This window comes from Paenibacillus sophorae (assembly GCF_018966525.1).
In the GTDB taxonomy this organism is placed as follows: domain Bacteria; phylum Bacillota; class Bacilli; order Paenibacillales; family Paenibacillaceae; genus Paenibacillus_AQ; species Paenibacillus_AQ sophorae.
Genome location: NZ_CP076607.1, coordinates 2,895,252 through 2,913,027 on the forward strand (window position 1 = coordinate 2,895,252; position 17,776 = coordinate 2,913,027).

Annotated in this window: 19 protein-coding genes and 1 other RNA gene; 13 read left to right on the forward strand and 7 right to left on the reverse strand. The window is 51.8% G+C overall.

Annotation, left to right across the window (positions count from 1 at the left end; all coding sequences use genetic code 11):
• The first annotated feature begins 159 nt into the window (after positions 1-159).
• Positions 160-1,782 carry a degradosome RNA helicase CshA gene (cshA, locus tag KP014_RS13560; RefSeq protein WP_090834558.1) on the forward strand — a complete coding sequence of 541 codons (1,623 nt, stop codon included), beginning with the start codon at positions 160-162 and terminating at the stop codon, positions 1,780-1,782.
• Between the two features lie 114 nt (positions 1,783-1,896).
• Here the strand turns inward: cshA and KP014_RS13565 are convergent, their stop codons facing one another.
• Positions 1,897-1,995: a hypothetical protein gene (locus tag KP014_RS13565; RefSeq protein WP_036603782.1), complete on the reverse strand. Its 99-nt coding sequence runs from the start codon at positions 1,993-1,995 to the stop codon at positions 1,897-1,899.
• A gap of 177 nt (positions 1,996-2,172) precedes the next feature.
• On the opposite strand from KP014_RS13565, the gene KP014_RS13570 reads away from it, so the two are divergent.
• The 3 genes from KP014_RS13570 to KP014_RS13580 all read left to right on the forward strand — a co-directional run bounded on the left by KP014_RS13570 (position 2,173) and on the right by KP014_RS13580 (position 3,866).
• The gene (locus KP014_RS13570) at positions 2,173-3,006 is read left to right on the forward strand and encodes a YesL family protein (protein WP_036603779.1); all 834 of its coding nucleotides are present in this window, start codon (positions 2,173-2,175) and stop codon (positions 3,004-3,006) included.
• A gap of 112 nt (positions 3,007-3,118) precedes the next feature.
• Positions 3,119-3,310, forward strand: a non-coding RNA gene (gene ssrS, locus KP014_RS13575) — 6S RNA.
• Positions 3,311-3,476: 166 nt separating this feature from the next.
• Positions 3,477-3,866 carry a DUF1499 domain-containing protein gene (locus tag KP014_RS13580; RefSeq protein ID WP_036603776.1) on the forward strand — a complete coding sequence of 130 codons (390 nt, stop codon included), beginning with the start codon at positions 3,477-3,479 and terminating at the stop codon, positions 3,864-3,866.
• A gap of 172 nt (positions 3,867-4,038) precedes the next feature.
• On the opposite strand, the gene tpx is transcribed toward KP014_RS13580, so the two are convergent.
• Positions 4,039-4,557: a thiol peroxidase gene (tpx, locus tag KP014_RS13585; protein WP_036603773.1), complete on the reverse strand. Its 519-nt coding sequence runs from the start codon at positions 4,555-4,557 to the stop codon at positions 4,039-4,041.
• Between the two features lie 125 nt (positions 4,558-4,682).
• On the opposite strand from tpx, the gene KP014_RS13590 reads away from it, so the two are divergent.
• Positions 4,683-5,312, forward strand: coding sequence for a rhomboid family intramembrane serine protease (locus tag KP014_RS13590; protein ID WP_036603770.1), 630 nt, complete (start codon positions 4,683-4,685; stop codon positions 5,310-5,312).
• 48 nt (positions 5,313-5,360) lie between these two features.
• Positions 5,361-6,275 (forward strand): glutamate biosynthesis transcriptional regulator GltC, encoded by a 915-nt coding sequence (gene gltC, locus KP014_RS13595; RefSeq protein WP_036603768.1) that lies wholly within the window; start codon positions 5,361-5,363, stop codon positions 6,273-6,275.
• A gap of 49 nt (positions 6,276-6,324) precedes the next feature.
• On the opposite strand, the gene KP014_RS13600 is transcribed toward gltC, so the two are convergent.
• Positions 6,325-6,993: a zinc metallopeptidase gene (locus KP014_RS13600; protein ID WP_036603766.1), complete on the reverse strand. Its 669-nt coding sequence runs from the start codon at positions 6,991-6,993 to the stop codon at positions 6,325-6,327.
• 32 nt (positions 6,994-7,025) lie between these two features.
• Positions 7,026-7,457, reverse strand: a complete 432-nt coding sequence (locus KP014_RS13605; protein ID WP_036603763.1) for a MerR family transcriptional regulator — start codon at positions 7,455-7,457, stop codon at positions 7,026-7,028.
• A 290-nt stretch (positions 7,458-7,747) separates the two neighbouring features.
• Here KP014_RS13605 and KP014_RS13610 point away from each other — a divergent pair, with 290 nt between their 5' ends.
• Genes KP014_RS13610 through KP014_RS13620 form a run of 3 tightly spaced genes read left to right on the forward strand, consistent with a single transcriptional unit; the run spans position 7,748 to position 10,989 of the window.
• Positions 7,748-9,133, forward strand: coding sequence for an ammonium transporter (locus KP014_RS13610; RefSeq protein WP_090834559.1), 1,386 nt, complete (start codon positions 7,748-7,750; stop codon positions 9,131-9,133).
• A 30-nt stretch (positions 9,134-9,163) separates the two neighbouring features.
• Positions 9,164-10,243 carry a DUF294 nucleotidyltransferase-like domain-containing protein gene (locus KP014_RS13615; protein WP_036592258.1) on the forward strand — a complete coding sequence of 360 codons (1,080 nt, stop codon included), beginning with the start codon at positions 9,164-9,166 and terminating at the stop codon, positions 10,241-10,243.
• Positions 10,240-10,989, forward strand: a complete 750-nt coding sequence (locus KP014_RS13620; RefSeq protein ID WP_036592257.1) for an exonuclease domain-containing protein — start codon at positions 10,240-10,242, stop codon at positions 10,987-10,989. Before KP014_RS13615 ends, KP014_RS13620 begins: the two co-directional genes overlap by 4 nt.
• Here KP014_RS13620 and KP014_RS13625 read toward each other — a convergent pair.
• Entirely contained in the window at positions 10,971-11,447 is a 477-nt protein-coding gene (locus KP014_RS13625; RefSeq protein ID WP_051499695.1) for a M67 family metallopeptidase, read from the reverse strand. The two genes, KP014_RS13620 and KP014_RS13625, sit on opposite strands and share 19 nt — an antisense overlap.
• 202 nt (positions 11,448-11,649) lie before the next feature.
• Here KP014_RS13625 and KP014_RS13630 point away from each other — a divergent pair, with 202 nt between their 5' ends.
• Positions 11,650-12,261: a TlpA family protein disulfide reductase gene (locus tag KP014_RS13630; RefSeq protein WP_051499692.1), complete on the forward strand. Its 612-nt coding sequence runs from the start codon at positions 11,650-11,652 to the stop codon at positions 12,259-12,261.
• Positions 12,262-12,445: 184 nt separating this feature from the next.
• Here KP014_RS13630 and cimA read toward each other — a convergent pair whose 3' ends face one another.
• A complete protein-coding gene (gene cimA, locus KP014_RS13635) occupies positions 12,446-14,065 on the reverse strand; it encodes a citramalate synthase (protein WP_036592256.1) in 1,620 nt (539 codons plus the stop codon).
• A 224-nt stretch (positions 14,066-14,289) separates the two neighbouring features.
• On the opposite strand from cimA, the gene KP014_RS13640 reads away from it, so the two are divergent.
• The 3 genes from KP014_RS13640 (at position 14,290) to KP014_RS13650 (ending at position 17,587) form a co-directional block, all read left to right on the forward strand.
• Positions 14,290-15,585, forward strand: a complete 1,296-nt coding sequence (locus KP014_RS13640) for a DNA polymerase IV (RefSeq protein WP_036592255.1) — start codon at positions 14,290-14,292, stop codon at positions 15,583-15,585.
• A gap of 168 nt (positions 15,586-15,753) precedes the next feature.
• A complete protein-coding gene (locus KP014_RS13645) occupies positions 15,754-15,990 on the forward strand; it encodes a ferredoxin (RefSeq protein ID WP_036592254.1) in 237 nt (78 codons plus the stop codon).
• Positions 15,991-16,144: 154 nt separating this feature from the next.
• Complete coding sequence (locus KP014_RS13650; RefSeq protein WP_036592253.1) at positions 16,145-17,587, forward strand: L,D-transpeptidase; 1,443 nt, start codon at positions 16,145-16,147, stop codon at positions 17,585-17,587.
• On the opposite strand, the gene KP014_RS13655 is transcribed toward KP014_RS13650, so the two are convergent.
• The gene (locus tag KP014_RS13655; protein ID WP_175491934.1) at positions 17,584-17,721 is read right to left on the reverse strand and encodes a hypothetical protein; all 138 of its coding nucleotides are present in this window, start codon (positions 17,719-17,721) and stop codon (positions 17,584-17,586) included. The two genes, KP014_RS13650 and KP014_RS13655, sit on opposite strands and share 4 nt — an antisense overlap.
• Positions 17,722-17,776: the final 55 nt, after the last annotated feature.

Consider the following 17,776-nt stretch of genomic DNA (forward strand, 5'->3'; position numbering starts at 1 on the left):
GGCCAATTGGAGCACCTGATGAAAGGACGGCCCGCCGTCCCCTTACGCGAAACCATGCAGAGTTTCCGGCATGATTGGACACCCTATAAATGTTTGCCGCTACTTAAGAATACAGACAAGCATGTGGAATGTCCACTGTATAGAAGGAGCATGAATAATTTGAAAACATTTGCAGAATTCGACTTGGATCCGAAAGTGTTGCAAGCCATCACAGAACTGGGATTCGAGGAGGCAACTCCGATTCAATCCCAGTCTATCCCAATCGCTATGACAGGGAGTGACTTGATCGGACAAGCTCAAACCGGTACCGGGAAAACGGCAGCTTTTGGAATCCCTCTTATCACTAAGATCCCCCGTGAGGAAGAAAAAATCGTGGCGCTGATCATGACGCCGACCCGTGAACTTGCCATTCAGGTAGCAGAAGAAATCGGCAAGCTTAGTCGTTTCAAGGGAATCCGTTCCCTGCCAATCTATGGTGGTCAGGACATCGGCCGCCAAATCCGCGGTCTGAAGAAGAAACCGCAGGTCATTATCGGTACGCCGGGACGTCTGCTTGACCACATCAACCGCAAGACGATCCGTCTGGACGACGTGCAGACCGTTGTACTGGATGAAGCGGATGAAATGCTGGATATGGGCTTCATGGAAGATATCCAGTCCATCCTGAAGCTGGTTCCGGAAGAACGGCAGACGATGCTGTTCTCGGCAACAATGCCTCCGAACATCCAGCGCCTTGCTCAGCAGTTCCTTAAGAACCCTGAGCATGTCTCCGTCATTCCGAAGCAGGTCAGCGCACCGCTTATCGATCAGGCGTATATTGAAGTTCCGGAACGCCAGAAGTTCGAAGCACTAAGCCGTTTGATCGATATGGAATCTCCGGATCTTGCGATTGTGTTCGGACGCACGAAGCGCAGGGTTGACGAATTGTCTGAAGCGTTGCAAAAACGCGGTTACTCTGCGGACGGCCTGCACGGCGACCTGTCTCAGAATCAGCGCGACGCCGTGATGCGCAAATTCCGCGACGGCAGCATCGACGTGCTGGTTGCAACCGACGTGGCGGCCCGCGGCCTTGACGTTTCCGGCGTAACGCATGTCATCAACTTTGACCTGCCGCAGGACCCGGAAAGCTATGTACACCGTATTGGACGTACTGGACGCGCAGGCAAGGAAGGCTCCGCTTGGTCGTTTGTGACTCCGCGTGAAATCGACCATCTCCGCCTTATCGAGCGTGTGACCCGTCACCGGATTACTCGTAAGCCGCTGCCTACGATGGCTGAAGCGATCGAAGGCAAGCAGCGCGTTGCAGCCGAACGGCTGATGGATACGATGGAGAATGGCGAACTGAACGAGTACAAGGGCATTGCGATCCAACTGCTCGAACAGTATGATTCCGTTCAACTGCTGTCCGCAGCGATGCAGCTTCTTACCGGGGAGAAGAAGGATTCCGAAATCCAGCTGACACCGGAAGAGCCGATCCGCGTCAAACGCCGGGGCGGCAAGAATGACATCCGCAGCGGCCGTAAGCCTAGCGGCTATGGCGGCAACCGTGGCGGCTATGGCGGCGGCGGTGGAGGATACCGTGGCAACCGCGAGGGCGGCGGCAACCGTGGCGGATATAACAGCGGCGGCGCTAGTGGCGGCGCTAGTGGCGGCGGATACAAAGGAAGCCGTGAGGGAAGCAGCCGTGAAGGTTCAAATTATCGCGGTGGAGAACGCAAATTCCAGCGTCCGGCCGACGGTGAACGCCGCACGCCGAAGCGTGAGGACTCTTTTGATATTTAAGCCTGCCGGGCTGTGACAAGCCCAGAGCAGCAAAGAAGATGGTGCGCACCCTGTGCGCGCTGTCTTCTTTTTTTAATTTCTCTACGAGTAAGACAGACCCTTATCAGGAGGAAGTTACACGAACATCATTTGGGTGATGATGACAAGCAGAATGAAAAGTACCAGAATCGTAGTGGTCGAAGTCCAGGCGCCGTAGCCTACAGGTGCGGTCATGATATATGCCTCCTTTGCCAAAGCGGTGATTATCTGGGTCGCGATTCTAATGTATGACCGTTGTCATCGGTTTGCTTAGGTCTTTCGCCCAAACATACGTACTTGGGCTATGGAAATGCCAGGGTGAAATAAGGTATAGTTAAGCTATGCAGTAGCGAAGAGACAGGAGGAAGGAAAGTGGAATTTAAAGGCGCAATGGGCGGTTTATACCGCATCACGGAGTGGATTTCACGCATAGCGTTCAGCAATGTGCTGTGGACCTTATGTTCATCTCCGTTTTTGTTTTTTATTGTGATGAAATTCATGCTGATGGCGACGGGCCAAGGGGGAGCAAACGAGCAGGGCACCTTAAACTGGGGCCTTGCCATCACGGCTCCGTTTACAGTTTTTCCGGCAACCTCGGCGCTGTTCACGGTGGTCCGCAAGTGGGTAATGGGCAATACGGACATAAGCACATTCAAGACGTTTTTTCAGGGATATAAAGAAAATTACTTGAAGAGCATGCTTGGCGGTCTAATCTATACGCTGTTGTTCCTAGTGATGTACTTTGATGTAACGATTTATATGACACAAATGGCCGATTTCAAAATTATTGGTATTTTGATGCTTGTTCTGATGATTGTCCTCATGGTGTCGATGTTCAACTTTTTTTCTGCTGTCGTTCACTATCAGATGACATTCAAGCAAGTGATGACCAACTCCATTCTGCTGACCATCGCCCGCCCGATCCGAGTGTTTACTACGCTTGTGGCCGGTGTTGTGCTCGCTTACATCGGTTTGAGATATCCTGCACTCTATTTTGTGTGTATTCCAACGCTGATCGCCATAGTTGCTTTCTTTAATTTCTATGCTACATACAACAAATTGCAGCTTCAGGCGGAAACGAGAAAACGTCAGGAAGAAGAAGCTCTAGAGGCTGAGGGCGGCGCGGATAACGAAGAATCGGAAGAAATTTCAGAGAGAGTCAACCTTTCTAAAGAGACGCCTGACGAGGAGCAAACCCGCCCTTAATTCAGCGTATTCTGCTGTAGACTGTTATCCTTGTATAAAAAGAAAAACCTTCTCACGTAAAATAAAGCGCATACAAGGTTTACTTTTTCGTTAAAACGCAATATAATAAGGCTAAATCCTGCGATGTACGTTATCGGCTGCTCGTTGTTTTGAACCAATGATAATGTCTTGGGAGATCTACATGAAGCGCAGCTGAAAGGCCCTGTCTATATGACAAGGGGACTTCAAAACCGCAACTGCGATCACCCACCTGCTATTGCAGGTTCAGAAGACACTGTAGCCGGACGGCATAGGCGGGTTTTCTTTTATCGCGTACGAAGGCGCCCAAGTTACCCTAAGCGGGAGACTGGGCGCCTTCTTGTTTGCCGAAATGTAGACTGCAGTGGGGATAAATAAGCATTTTACTTTTGTTCCCGGGGCAAGAGTGATACACTGAACTAAGTGAACTTGGGATATGAGGGGGAAGTAAGTTGTCTTTAAAAAGAACCTTGGTCGGCTTGTTTCGCAGCCATGAGGGAACTAGCGACCGCGCCAAAGAACCTGCTTTGAAAACGCGCTATTACAACCTCACCAAAGAAAAGGGATGGGAGGAAGTGTCCTCCACTTTAAAGAAGATTCCAGGCTTTAGAGTACTTCATGAAGTTCAATCAGTAGGAGAGATTACCCTGGAGAAAAAGACGGCATTCGGCCGAACGCTGGATATTACCGTTTCCGTGCTTAATACCTCGCCAACGCGGTGTGCGGTTGATGTCTATTCGGCATCTCGGGGCTCACTTGGTGATTTGGGCTCTAATTACCGGGTCATTCAACGTCTGTACGAGACGCTGGACAAGAAGATCGGCAAACATAAGCTCGATTAAATCCTGCTGCGGGAATTATCGAAGGAAAGCGCGTATTGTATGCGCTTATATTATGGAAGAAACAAATTTACCCATCTTTGCCAAGATGGAAATTGGCTTGTTTTTGCTTGCAAAAAAGCGGGAGAAGGAATGCCTTCTCCCGCTTTTTAAACATGAAAGTGTAAGTTCGCTGTTACAACAAGCTCTTGACCGCGCTAATAGCGGCTTCGTAGTTAGGATGCTCGGCCATTTCGCCTAGATATTCCACGTAAGTGATCTTGTCATCTTTATCAATTACAAAGATAGAGCGCATATCGAGCTTAAATTCCTTGATCAGCACACCGTAGGCCTCGCCGAAAGCGTTCGTTTTGTAATCCGAGAGCGTAATGACGCGGTCGATTCCTGCGGCGCCGCACCAGCGGGCCTGAGCGAACGGAAGATCGGCACTGACAGTCAGAATGACGACCTCATCGCCAAGTTCTGCAGCTTCACTGTTAAATCGGCGGGTTTGCGCGTCGCAGACGCCGGTATCAAGTGAAGGAACTACGCTGATGAGCTTTACTTTTCCACTGAAGTCTTTCAAGGTAGCTTCCTCGAGCAGATTTTTGCTGAGAATAAAATCGGGAGCCGGATCGCCGGCACTCAGCTTCGGTCCTATAAGAGTGATCGGATTTCCCTTAAAAGTGGCTGCGCCTGTTCTTTCTTGCGTCACTGAATATTCCTCCTTGAACTAACAAAATTGGCTTGTTGCCGCCATAATAAATTATAATCTTTTTAATGAGACCCTGTCCAACCTGGGGCGTATATAGAACAAGAAAGGAAGAGAAGGGTGACGCCATGATATTTATTCGTTATGAAAATTGGAAAAGCTATCTTAAATTTTATCCTGTCACAAGCCTCATCATTTTAGTAAATATCGTCATGTTTATGGTGCTTACGTTGAATGGCGGCTCGACGAATCCGTATACCCTGCTGCGCTTCGGCGCAATGACGGACGCCGGACCGCAAAGAACAGAGCTGTGGCGGTATGTTGCGTCGATCTTTCTGCATAATGGGTTTTCTCACCTGTTGTTTAACTGCTTTGCGCTGCTGGTATTTGCCCCGCCGCTTGAACGGCTTATGGGCTGGTGGCGTTATGTGCTGCTGTATTTGATGGGCGGTGTCGTCGGTAATATTTTGTCCAATGGAGCATTGGGGGGCGGCACGGAGGAAGTGGTGACTGTTTCGGTCGGCGCCTCAGGGGCGATTTTCGCTGTCTATGGCGCGTTCCTGTATATTGCCCTGTTTCAGCGCACAATGATGGATGAAGGTTCGCGCAGGACGTTGTACGGCCTGCTGACGATGGGGATTATTATGTCCTTCGTTACGCCAAATGTGAACTGGGCCGCCCATATTGGCGGTTTAATCGGCGGTTTCTTCTTATATGGCCTCATTATTCGGGCGCTGCCCCGCAGGCGGCCGCGATGATGAGAATTATCCAATTAGAAAGAAGCGCAGGACGGAGGAGATTATGGCGTGGAGCTTAGACAACTGCAGTATTTCTTGAAGGTTGCCCAGAAAGAGCATGTCACCAAAGCGGCTGAGGAGCTGCATGTGGCGCAGTCGGCGGTCAGCCGGCAAATTCACCTGCTGGAGCAGGAATTGGGCATTGATTTGTTTATGCAAAAAGGCAGGAATTTGCACCTTACACCGGTAGGGCAGCTGTTCTGCAAACGGGTGGAATCGATCCTGAAGGATCTGGACCGGTCCGTGGCCGAAATTCACGAATTTCTGGACCCTGAACGGGGAGAGATCCGGATCGGTTTTCCGAACAGTGTGGGAACGCATTTGATTCCTACCATCGTTGCAGAGTTCCGCAGGCATTATCCGCATGTCAAATTTCGCTTTAAGCAGGGAATGTATCCCTCTTTAATCAAGGATGTGCTTTCAGGCGAAGTAGATTTGGCTTTCATATCCCCCTGCCCGGATAGTGACGAGCAATTGATCGGGGATGTGGTCATGACGGAAGAGCTGTTCGCGATCCTTCCTCAGAATCATCCGCTTGCCGAGGAGAAGATTATACGTCTTGAACAGCTGAAGGATGAACAGTTCGTGCTGTTCAGTCCGGGGTACTCGCTTCGCCCTATCGTCTGGCAGGCCTGTCTGAAAGCGGGATTTACGCCGCAGATCGCGTTTGAGGGAGGAGAGACGGATACGATACGCGGCCTCGTCGCTGCAGGAATGGGAGTCAGTCTGCTGCCGGAAATGGCTCTGTTCCCGACGAACTCGCTTCAACCGGCTCAGGTGAGAGTGGAAGAGCCAGCGGTTACCCGAACAATCGGACTTATACATCGTTCGGACGGCAGGCTCCCGCTGGTCGCGCGTTCGTTCAGGGCTTTTCTGCTGACTTATTTCAGAACACGGCAAAATAATACCCCGGTCGGCTCCTAGAGCCTTCCGGGGTTTGTTGTGATCCAAGGGTTATGTGTACAGTTGCTAGTTAGTCGCGATTGCTGGTATAGACCATAATCAGGCGAAGCAGCTCAAGTACGGAGACGAGAGCGGCGGCAACATAGGTCAGCGCTGCGGCGTTAAGCACTTTGGCGACTCCGCGTTCTTCATCATTTCGGATAAAGCCTTGCTCCACCATGACTTGACGGGCCCGGTTGCTGGCATTGAATTCCACCGGCAATGTTACAAGCTGGAAGGCCACAGCCGCCGAGAAGAAAATAATACCGAGGCCGATCAGGTTCAAGGAACTGAACAGGAAGCCGGCGAGCAGCATGAAAGGAGCGACGCCCGAAGCAAAATTAACGATCGGGAACATCCGGTGGCGAAGCACCAGCATTGGATAATGTACTTTGTGCTGGATGGCATGCCCCACCTCGTGGCAGGCCACGGAGACAGCTGAAATTGAGCGTTCATAGTATACAGGCTCCGACAAACGGACAACCCGGTGAATCGGGTCATAGTGGTCGGTGAGCGCGCCTGGGACGGGCTCAATCGGAACATCGCCGAGGCCATTGGAATCGAGCATTCGTCTTGCGGCCTCGTAACCGGTCATCCCGTTCTGATTGGCAACCTGAGCCCATTTGTTAAATGTTCCCTTTACCCTGAACTGAGCCCATAACGAGAAGAGAAAAGCTACTATTACTAATAGATACATCATTTACTCATTCCTCCACTTTCTGGTCGTTTGAATTAGAATGGCGGCACTTGCGTCAATAGAAGACGTATGGCTTCAATGCAGGCGGCTCCCTGCGGAATCAGATGAGCCAAGGCCAGCTTGGCCTGTCCCGGCTTCATTCGGCTCAGCGCCGGTTCAAGCGCCATGACCTCGCGCCGGAGCTGCTGCATATGAGCCTCAAGCTCCGCCAGCTTACTGGATACATCGGGATCGGGGGTTGCCCCGTTCCACCTGGCTATAATGGACTTGATTTCTTCCAATGTATATTTTTCTTGTTTCAATTGATTAATACGTTCCAGAGTATCCAAGGTTTCATCGCTGTAGAGCCGGTAATTTTTCATACTTCTTGTCTCGGGATGAATCAGTCCAAGCTTGGTATAATAATCAATAGTGCGTTCGCTGATATGAGCCGCCTTGGCCAGTTCGCCGATCCGGTATAGGTTCATATCCCCATGCTGCTCACCTCGCAGAAGGAAATGTTCAGGCTCCGGGTAAACGGGTGCTGTATTTCCTTGATTTGTCTATTAATGATATCAAACTGAAAACCATACAGTCAAACGTCACGCTTTCAAAAAGTATATTCATCTAATTCTCGATTGATACTGCTAATTATTTACTAAAAATTTATTTCTCGTTTCGTGAAAAATACTCTTGTCAATTTTGCTTCGTTTTGCTTATAATGACATTAAGAGTTTCATGCTTTGTTAGAATATATTACATAGGGGAGTGGGGAGTAATGAAGAGAAAGTGGTTATGTTTTGTGTTAGCGATGCTAACGCTGACGATTTACCCGGTCAGCGCTTTTGCCGCTGACGGTCCTACTGCTCCGGACCTGCAAATCGGTCTGGACACAGCTTTTACTTATTTGGCATTTATTCTGGTATTCTTTATGCAAGCTGGCTTTGCCATGCTGGAAGCGGGTTCGGTTCGTATGAAGAACGCGGGCCATGTAGCCGGCAAGACGGTGCTGACGCTTGCGATTGCCAGCATTTGCTTCTGGGCGCTGGGCTTTGGCTTGGGCTTCGGCAACGGCAACGATTTCTTCGGTACAACGGGCTTTGGATATGGCGGTGATTCGATGGCTTCTTCCTTTGAATCGCTGGCATTCTCCGATGTAACCCTGAACGTAAAATTCCTGTTCCAAATGGCGTTTGCGGCTGTTTCGCTTGCCATCGTCTCCGGCGGTATGGCTGAACGCGCGAAGCTGAGCGTATATATTATTTTCGGCATCTTGTTCTCCATCTTTATCTACCCGGTTGTCGCTCACTGGGTATGGGGCGGCGGCTGGCTGGCAACGATGGGCATGCAGGACTACGCAGGTTCGACAGTGGTCCATCTGACGGGTGCAACGGCAGCGGTAGTCGCTACCATTCTGCTCAAACCTCGCCTTGGCAAATTCAACAAAGAAGGCAAACCGGTTATTATTCCGGGACATAACCAAGTATTCACGGTTCTCGGCGTTATCATTCTGTGGTTCGGCTGGTTTGGGTTCAACCCCGGCAGCGCACTGAGCCCAATGGGCGGATTCTTCGGGTATGTGGCATTAACCACGAACATTGCAGCGGCAGCGGGTGGTCTTGCGGCCCTGGTAGCCTCCTGGCTGTACTTCGGCAAGTCTGATATTCCGGCCATGCTGAATGGCGTTCTGGCCGCTCTTGTAGCCATTACCGGCGCCTGCGCCTTTGTTGAACCTTGGGCAGCCTTTGTTATCGGCCTTGTTGCTGGTGCATTTACGTTCATGACTTCACAATGGCTGGAACGTGCGGGTCTTGACGATCCAATCTACGCTTTCTCCGTACACGGCATCGCCGGTATGTGGGGTGCGGTATCCACTGGCTTGTTCGCGACTCCTGAGCTTGTAGACACAGTAGGCATCGGTAAAGCCGGTTTGTTCTATGGCGGCGGCGTACACCAGCTTGGTGTTCAGGTTCTCGGTGTAATCGGAACTTTTGCCTTCGTAGCAATCCTGTCCTTCATCTTCCTGTATATCATGAAGCTGGTAAGCGGCATTCGCGTTACCGAAGAAGAAGAATTGATGGGTCTGGATATCAGCGAACATGGCACTTACGGTTATCCTGAGCAAATGAAGCTGATTTCGGAATCCGAATCCCCAAAGAAATAATTATATGATCACATCAGGGAGGCGGACCGAGTGACCCAGGCGGAGTCTAACGATTGGGACTATGAGGCAGTTTATAAGTCCATCGTAACATCCGGTTCGCCGCAGGAGCTGAAGACAAGGCGCATAGCCTGTCAGAGCATTCTCCTGGAACAGTTAAATGTTATCCCAATTGAGGAATGGATGCTGCGTGTCAATGCGATGCATGATGCTATCGCAGAAGCGGCGGTTGTTTTATCCGAGGCGCAGATGATTGAGGCGGGCCATGGCCCGCCTCCCTGCGCTTATTCCTTTATTGTGTTTGGCAGCGCGGGAAGAAAAGAAACGACGCTGTGGAGCGATCAGGATAACGGGCTGATTATTGAAGGGGAACCGGAGGAAGCGAAGGAGAAGTATTTTGAAGAATTCGGGATCAGGCTTTCCTTACTGCTGGCTGATAGCGGATATGAGAAATGTGAAGGCAAGGTCATGGTTTCCGAGCCGATGTGGCGGAAGACTCTGATTGAGTGGAAGGAACAGTTGACGGGCTGGAGAACTCAGTTTGAATGGGAACCTATTCGATATCTTATTATCTGTTCCGATATGCGTCATGTTGCGGGAGACCGCAGCCTCTCCGAGCAGTGGCTGGATTTTTATCATGATGGGTTTATCGATAACCCCAAGCTTTGGGCGGCTGTTCTGCGAAATACCGTCCGTCATAAAGCGACGCTTAATCTGCTCGGGCAGGTGCTCACCGAACGGTTCGGGGAGCATGCCGGCGGATTTGACGTCAAATATGGAGTATACATCCCATTAGTTAACGGTGTAAGATATTTTGCTTTGCAGCATGGAATTCGCAAGACCTCGACATTAGAAAGACTGGAAATACTAAGCAAGGAGTACCAGCATCTGCCGGAAGGTGTGCGGAGCGCGTTCCTGACGGCGCTAAAGATGAGGGTCAATACTCCCTATTCGGTTAATGACGGACTTTTGTCGGGCAGTGATTTTGCATCCGAAAATGAACTGAGGAACAGGCAGCTGATGTCCGAACTGCGAGACAGCCTACTGCTTGTCAGACGCATCCATCGCGTTCTTCAGCGCCAGCTCCGGTTAGCGGAAAGGAGACAGCTATGAAGGAGCCGAACAAAGGCGGCGGGTTCTGGAACAACTTGAGACACGGCGGCATGCCGTCTGCGATCGCTTCGATTCGTGGCGGTGAATCCGCACAGCAGACCGCTCAGCAAATGGCTTTTATCAGGTCTTTGATGAGGGAGAAACGCCGGCCGGAGGTGCTGCATACTCCGCTGTCCGAGCTGGAGACCATTGTGTTTGATTTGGAAACTACTGGATTTTCCAGTCAACACGGGGATGAGATTCTGTCATTTGGGGCGATTAAGGTCGTCGGGGAGGAGGTCATGGAGGACGAGTACTTTTACACGCTTGTCAATTGCCAGACCTCTATTCCGGCGAATATTACCGAATTGACGGGAATTACCGAAGAAATGTGCAAAGCTGCGCCTTCACTTATTGACGGACTTCATAATTTTATGTCATTTGTAGGTAAAAGAGTATTGGTCGCTCATGCCAGTGCTCATGACAAATCGTTTCTGAACGCTGCGCTTTGGAAGACATCCAAGGTTCAGTTAACCCACCGCGTGCTGGATACGATGATGCTTGCGCGCTGGCTGGAGCCAAACCGGGGCAACTACACGCTTGATGAACTGCTGACGGTGCATGGCATCCCGATTTGCGGAAGACATAACGCGCTGGAAGACGCCAAAATGACGGCTAAGCTCTGGGTGTCTTACCTGCGTGAAATTTCCCAGCACAAGAAGGTGGAGACACTGGGAGACCTATATGCTTACTTGAGCAGAACCTGAAGCTGCGCTTCAATCAGCGAGACGGATAGATCCCCGTCTTCGGTTCGGGTACGCTGAATGCCATAACCGTTCAGAAGAATGGAATGCGTCGGCTCTATGCCGGGAGCACCAATCAAATATACCGCAAAGTGGCCACCCAGTCCGGTTAATCCGTCAAAGTCGGCGGAAGAGGGTTGGGGGGCTGCAAGCGGATGGGAGTGAAACAGGCCGATCGGAGGAGGCGCCAGATATAGCGCCGAGATCCAGTCAGCCGGATGCGGGACAAAAGCGTGCAGCGGGTCAGGCGCTACGTTGCGCATGGGCACATAGGTGTCGATGCGCATGCCGCCCGCTGCGGCAGCACCCAGCAGGACGCCGCATGCTTCATGCGGAAGAGCGGATGCCAAATGCTTCCCCAGCGCTTGGTATACGGAAGGTTTTAGCCATATAGGCGGGACTTTTCCCTGGAATGCTGTCATTGTTCACCCCTCTCTCTTCATTGGGTTTCGTCCTGGACGAAATCCCCTTTTTTTGTCCAAAATTATAAACGCATGGCAAACACTCGGTTTGGCCAGGAAAAAATGACGGTGTATACGTGGTATTTCCGATGTTCCGTTTGAAACTTGCCTAGACGGGGGTACAATAGGAGTTAACTACTCCATGTGTAAAGGATAACCTACGATGAAGATGGCAAACCGTAGAAACCTGGTAATCGTCATTTTGGCGTTAGTTGTGGTATCCGTTATTTTGCTGCAGCATCGCGAAGGAAAGACGGAAACGGTTCAGCATTTTAATGATGCGCCGCCGGCTGAACAGGCCATTCTTCCAGCTGACGGCAAGGCCCTGCTGACCGAGAGCGGACCTAAGGCTGGACTTCTGGCGCCCTCTTTTACGATTCAGGGTGAGAATGGGACCACTTATGCTGTCGGCGGAGCAAGGGATAAGGCGATACTGCTTAATTTTTGGGCTTCCTGGTGTGATCCCTGCCAGGCAGAAGCGCCTGAACTAAACAAAATAGCCGAGAAGTACAAGGATACGCTTGATATTTATGGGATAAATGTGACAAGCTACGATTACAAGGTCAATGCGGAGCGTTTTGTGAAAAAGTATAAGCTTATCTTTCCCGTAATGTTCGATCTTAAGGGAGAGGCTTATGCCAAATACAATGGCACCGTGTTTCCTACCAATGTGCTAATCGACCGCAGCGGCGTTATTTCCGAGATTATTCTCGGGGGACTAACCGCAGAGCAGCTTGACGAGAAGCTGGAGAAACTGATGCAGCAGCGCTTGTAAGGATAACATGACCAACAGATGCCGGCCGAACTCTTATTGAGCAATCCCGTGTGCCCAGATTCGGTTGCTGACAAATGGTTACGAAATCGAATTTATTTGGTAAAAAAAGAGCCGTTTCCGCGCGTGATGCGCAAGGGAAGCGGCTCTTTGGCATGCAAAGTGTTGATGCTGGGGGGCGGTTAAATTAATGATTGACCAGGCCGCGCTGCCCCAGATCCAGAAGATCGGTCACTTCCGGCGACATTTGACCGAGCAGGGCGTAACGCATACTGTCAACCAGCGCTTCCCAGCTCGCCTCGATAACGTTGGCGGATACGCCGACAGTGCTCCAGGTATCACTGAAATTTTTGGATTCGATCAGCACACGGACCTTCGCGGCAGTCTGATCCTTCTCGTCCAGCACACGGACCTTGTAATCGGACAGGTGCATGTCTTTAAGCTGCGGGAAATGAGCCAGAAGCGCCTTGCGCAGCGCATTGTCCAGAGCATTGACGGGGCCATTGCCTTCACCGGCGGTATAAAGAGTTTCGCCTCCAACCTTCAGCTTGACGAATGCTTCCGAGACAACCGGTTTTCCGGCGGATTTCTCTACGAGCATCTTGAACGACTCAAAGGTGAACAACTCGTTCATCTCGCCTGTCGCTTCACGCAGCAGCAGCTCCAGCGAAGCATCGGCGCCTTCGAACTGGTAACCTTGATGCTCCAGATCCTTGATCTTGTCGATCACTTTACGCGCCTGCTCGCTGCTAGGGTCAAGATTCAGGCCCATATCCTGCGCTTTGGATAGCACATTGCTCTGACCGGCCAGTTCGGAGACCAGCACACGCTGCTTGTTGCCGACCAATTCGGGGGCGATATGCTCGTAGGTGCGGGAGTCACGCAGAATGGCGGAGACGTGAATGCCGCCTTTATGGGCAAACGCCGCGCTTCCCACATAGGGCTGATTCACCGGCATATTGACATTGGCGACCTCGCTGACGTAGCGGGCCGTATTCGTAAGCTGCGGCAGAGAATCACCCGGAATGCAGCTGTAGCCCATCTTGAGCTGCAGTGTCGGAATGATGGAACAGAGGTTGGCGTTGCCGCAGCGCTCGCCGTATCCGTTGATCGTACCCTGCACCTGCCGGGCTCCGGCCTCAATAGCGCTGAGCGCGTTGGCTACGGCAAGCTCACAGTCGTTATGGGTATGGATACCAAGCGGCGCGCCGGGAAGATGAAGAGTCAAAGAGGAGATAATATCCCGAATCTCATGCGGCAAGGTTCCTCCATTGGTATCGCACATTACGAGCCAATCCGCTCCCGCTTCGCGTGCGCGCGACATGACTGCCGCAGCATACTCGGGATTATTCTTATATCCGTCGAAGAAGTGCTCGGCGTCAAAAATGACTTCAAGCCCTTTGCTTTTTAAATAAGCGATGGAATCGCCGATCATAGCTAGATTTTCCTCAAGACTGGTTTGTAGGGCGGTGTGCACATGGAAGTCCCATGATTTGCCGACCAGTGTCGCTGCGGGTACGCCTGCTGCCAGTATGCGCTGGAGATTGTCATCTTGATCCGCCTGCGAGTTCTTGCGGCGCGTGCTGCCGAATGCGGTAATTTTGGCATTCAAATGAAGATCCTTTACTCTTTTGAAAAATTCGATATCCTTCATATTGCTTCCCGGAATGCCACCTTCAATGTAGTGCACACCCAGATCGTCGAGCTTCCTGGCGATTTTCAGCTTGTCGTCCGCCGACAGACTGATTCCTTCGCCTTGGGTGCCGTCGCGCAGCGTTGTATCGAAGATGGAGATGGACTTAGACATGTGCGTCCTCCTTCAGGGGGAATGAATTTATATATTATAGCATTTTTACGCTGGAATGTAACAGAGAACTCACACATTAATATTTAATTCCAGTAAAAAAGAGCGGAAAATTGCGGCGGGCATGCGTTTCAATCCGGATTGACCTGTTAAGCGGGGAGCGGTATGCTGAAAATTAGCAGGGAAATTGAGGCAGCACCAGTATTGCATGAAGGAAGAGGGCTGACATGAGTGATAATGTAGACCGGTATTATCCCGCAAGCGGCCGGGTTATATTGCATGTGGATATGAATGCGTTCTACTGTTCCGTCCATGAGGCAGAGAATCCGGAAGCTTATAAAGGCAGACCGACAGCGGTGGCCGGAAGCGTGGAGCTGCGTAAAGGAATTATCGTCACCTGCTCCTATCCTGCAAGGCGGCGCGGCATTTCTACGGGCATGCAGGTGCAGAGGGCCCTGCGCGTATGTCCGGAACTCATTGTCATCAAGCCCGACTTCCATCTCTACCGCCGTTATTCGGCAGCCTTCATGCAGATTGCCTACAGCTATACGCCATTACTGGAAGCGGTATCCATCGACGAGTGTTATCTCGATATTACGGGATCGCGCCAGTTCGGCACACCGCCGGAGATTGCCGAGGCCATTCAGAACCGAATCATGGGGGAGCTTGGTTTGCCCTGCTCCATCGGAATCGCTCCCAACAAGCTGCTCGCCAAGATGGCCTCGGATCTCAAGAAGCCGAGCGGTATTTCAATCTTAAGACAACGGGATGTGCCGAAGGTGCTGTGGAACAAGCCTTGCGGAGAGATGTTCGGGATCGGCGCCAAGACGGCGGATAAGCTGAAAAAATTGGGCATTTACAGCATCGGTCAGCTGGCTGCGGCGGATGAAAGAATGCTGCTTGACGTCTTCGGCGTTCTTGGTTCCTGGCTTAAACGCGCAGCGAATGGCATCGACGATTCCCCCGTGAATCCGGAACGGGAGCAGAGCAAATCGATCGGCCATACGACGACGCTGCCCGGCGATATCTCAGGGATAGCCGAAGCGCGGCCGGTTCTGCTTGCCTTAAGCGACCAGGTGGCCAGAAGACTGCGTAGGCAGAAGCTCGTCGCTTCCGGCGTTCAGCTTACCGTGCGGACCCCTGATATGAAGACCATTACCCGCTCGCGGCAGATGGAAGTTCCTTCCGAGACGGCTGAGGAAATATATAAAGCGGCCTGCGCGCTGTTTCAAAAGCATTGGGATGAGGATAAGCCCATCCGTCTGCTCGGAGTGACGCTGCACGGCTTAACTCCGAAGGAGGATTCCGCCATTCAGCTTGATCTCTTCGATTACGAGCGTCAGCCGAAAAAGGAATCGCTAAACCAGGTAATGGATATGCTGCGCAACAAATTCGGCGAGAACGCCGTGCTGACAGCGGGGATGTTAAGCGATCCGCACACTGATCTGCTGCGCAATCACAAGGCCCGCGGCACCTCGCTGCAGAAGGATCAGCTGCGCCCCCCGCAGCAGGATGAGGAGTGACGTAATTAGAGCAGTCTTAACAAAAGCACGGGAATACGGATTGAAATTGCCGTCTTTTTATATTAATATGACAAGAAGAAACGACAACTCGTCCACCAAGGAACGACAATCGTTAAAATAACGGCCTGCTTTGGGCGGAGCTGATTGATTAGTAGGAGGCAAATAATAATGGCTAAATACACTTGGGTTGAGAAAGATACCTGCATCGCATGCGGAGCCTGTGGCGCTACGGCTCCTGACATTTACGATTATGACGATGAAGGACTGGCTGAAGTCATCTACGAGGGAGACGCCAACCGCGGCGTAACGGACATTCCGGAAGATTTGTTCGACGATCTGCAAGATGCTGCAGATGGCTGTCCGACGGACTCGATTAAGATTGCGGATACACCTTTCAACAAGTAAGGTTAATTCCGCCGTTTTACGGATTTATTAAATTGACTTTATGAAGAGACATCCCGGTTCACGGATTTTATTGTGAATAGGGGTGTCTTTTTGCTGTTTTTGGTCCGATATATAGTATAAGTGTTAAGCCTGTTCCAACCATACGGAGGCAACGATGAAAAATTCGCAGTACCTCAAGCAGTACGTGCAGATGCATCCCGACAATAAAATGGCGTGGTATTTACTGGGCAAGGAATATAAGAAAAACGGGCAGGAAGGCAAGGCGAATTACTGCTTCAACCAGGCTGGAGGCGTGTATGAGGCCTTCGAGCAGAGCAAAGTGCCGTCCGATATGCTTCGTGAATATGAAGAAGAATTGCTAAGGACGGCCCGGGAGCGGGAGATGCGGACAAGCAGGATACGCAGGGTGCTCCTGCTGGTGTCATTTCTGCTGCTCATTCTGATGCCGGCTGCAGCTAAAGCGCCGGGCGACGGTTCGATGATGACGGCAGTCAAACCTGAGGGTCAAACGAAAACAGTTCCGGCCGCGCAAAGCAGTCTCGATCAGGAGAAGGCTGGCGATTCAACGGCGGATACACTTTTGTTCACGGCCCGGGAGGCTGATGGCGCAGTTTCCGCGCGCGGTCTGGCCGGGCTTGTTGGAAGCGGAGGAGGCAAGGTTCCTTCTTTGACGGCAGTGCTTGGCATGCAGCGGTCGGGAAAATGGCTGCTCTGGAAGGAGCGGCTTCCCGTGGCGTATACCGTAGAGCGGGAGGAGAACGGCCGGACGACGATCCAGTCCTACGATTCGGCATCCTGCGCATGCAAGCCGCCGGATGCCGGGGCGCTGGCGGACCGCGGGGCCAAGTGGCAGCGGCGTCAGGAACAGCTGGCTACGCTCTGGAGCGCGCTGAACAGCTTTCGCGCCGCCAAGGGCCGGCTGCCGGAATCGCTCGGCGAGATGACAGGCGATTTCCCGGGTAATTGGCTGGCCGGGACGACGCCGCTGATGGAGCGCGCCTTCACGCCGCTGAAAGCCGAGGCGGAGCGGAAGGGCGAGAAGGCGGCGCAAGGCGCTGCTGCTGACAGGAACGCGCCAGGCGGGGATTCCGGAGCCGCCCCAGGGGACGCGCCCTCAGCAGGTAATGGCGGAGCGGAGATGCCTTTCCTGTCTCAACCGCTCGCCATTCTCGTTGACAAGCAAAAACACCGCTTGGCGGTGACCAGCGGCGGAATCATTATTCGGAGCTATGAAGTGGGGCTGGGAGGAACCCGGACGCCGGAAGGCAGCTTCGTCATCACTGACAAGGTCGTGAATCCGAACGGACATGACAAAGGGGAATTCGGCAGCAGGGGAATGCAGCTCTCTGACACGAATTACGCCATTCACGGCACCAATGAACCGGAAAGCGTGGGCAAGGATGAATCAATGGGCTGTATTCGAATGAAGCGAAATGATATTGAGGAGCTGTTCGATCTTGTCCCGAAAGGAACGAAGGTGCAAATCACCGAAGGGGGTCTTCTGCCTGGCGTAACGCAGGGTTCAGAGAACCCGTTCTCCCTGAAAGCCGCCGGGAACCAGACCAACCCCCGCAAACAGTACCATTGGCTGAATTAACTGCCGGTTACAATAAAGAGGACGATGAAAATAACGACAAGCAGCGCAATGCTGGCGCCGATCCACACGATGGCTTTACGGTTGACCTCTTCTTTTTTCTGCTGTATTGTTGGCGGTTTGCGTTTGGCTGACATATGAATCGACCATCCTTTTCTCTTATATCTGGATTTCCCTGTGCTCTTATATTGT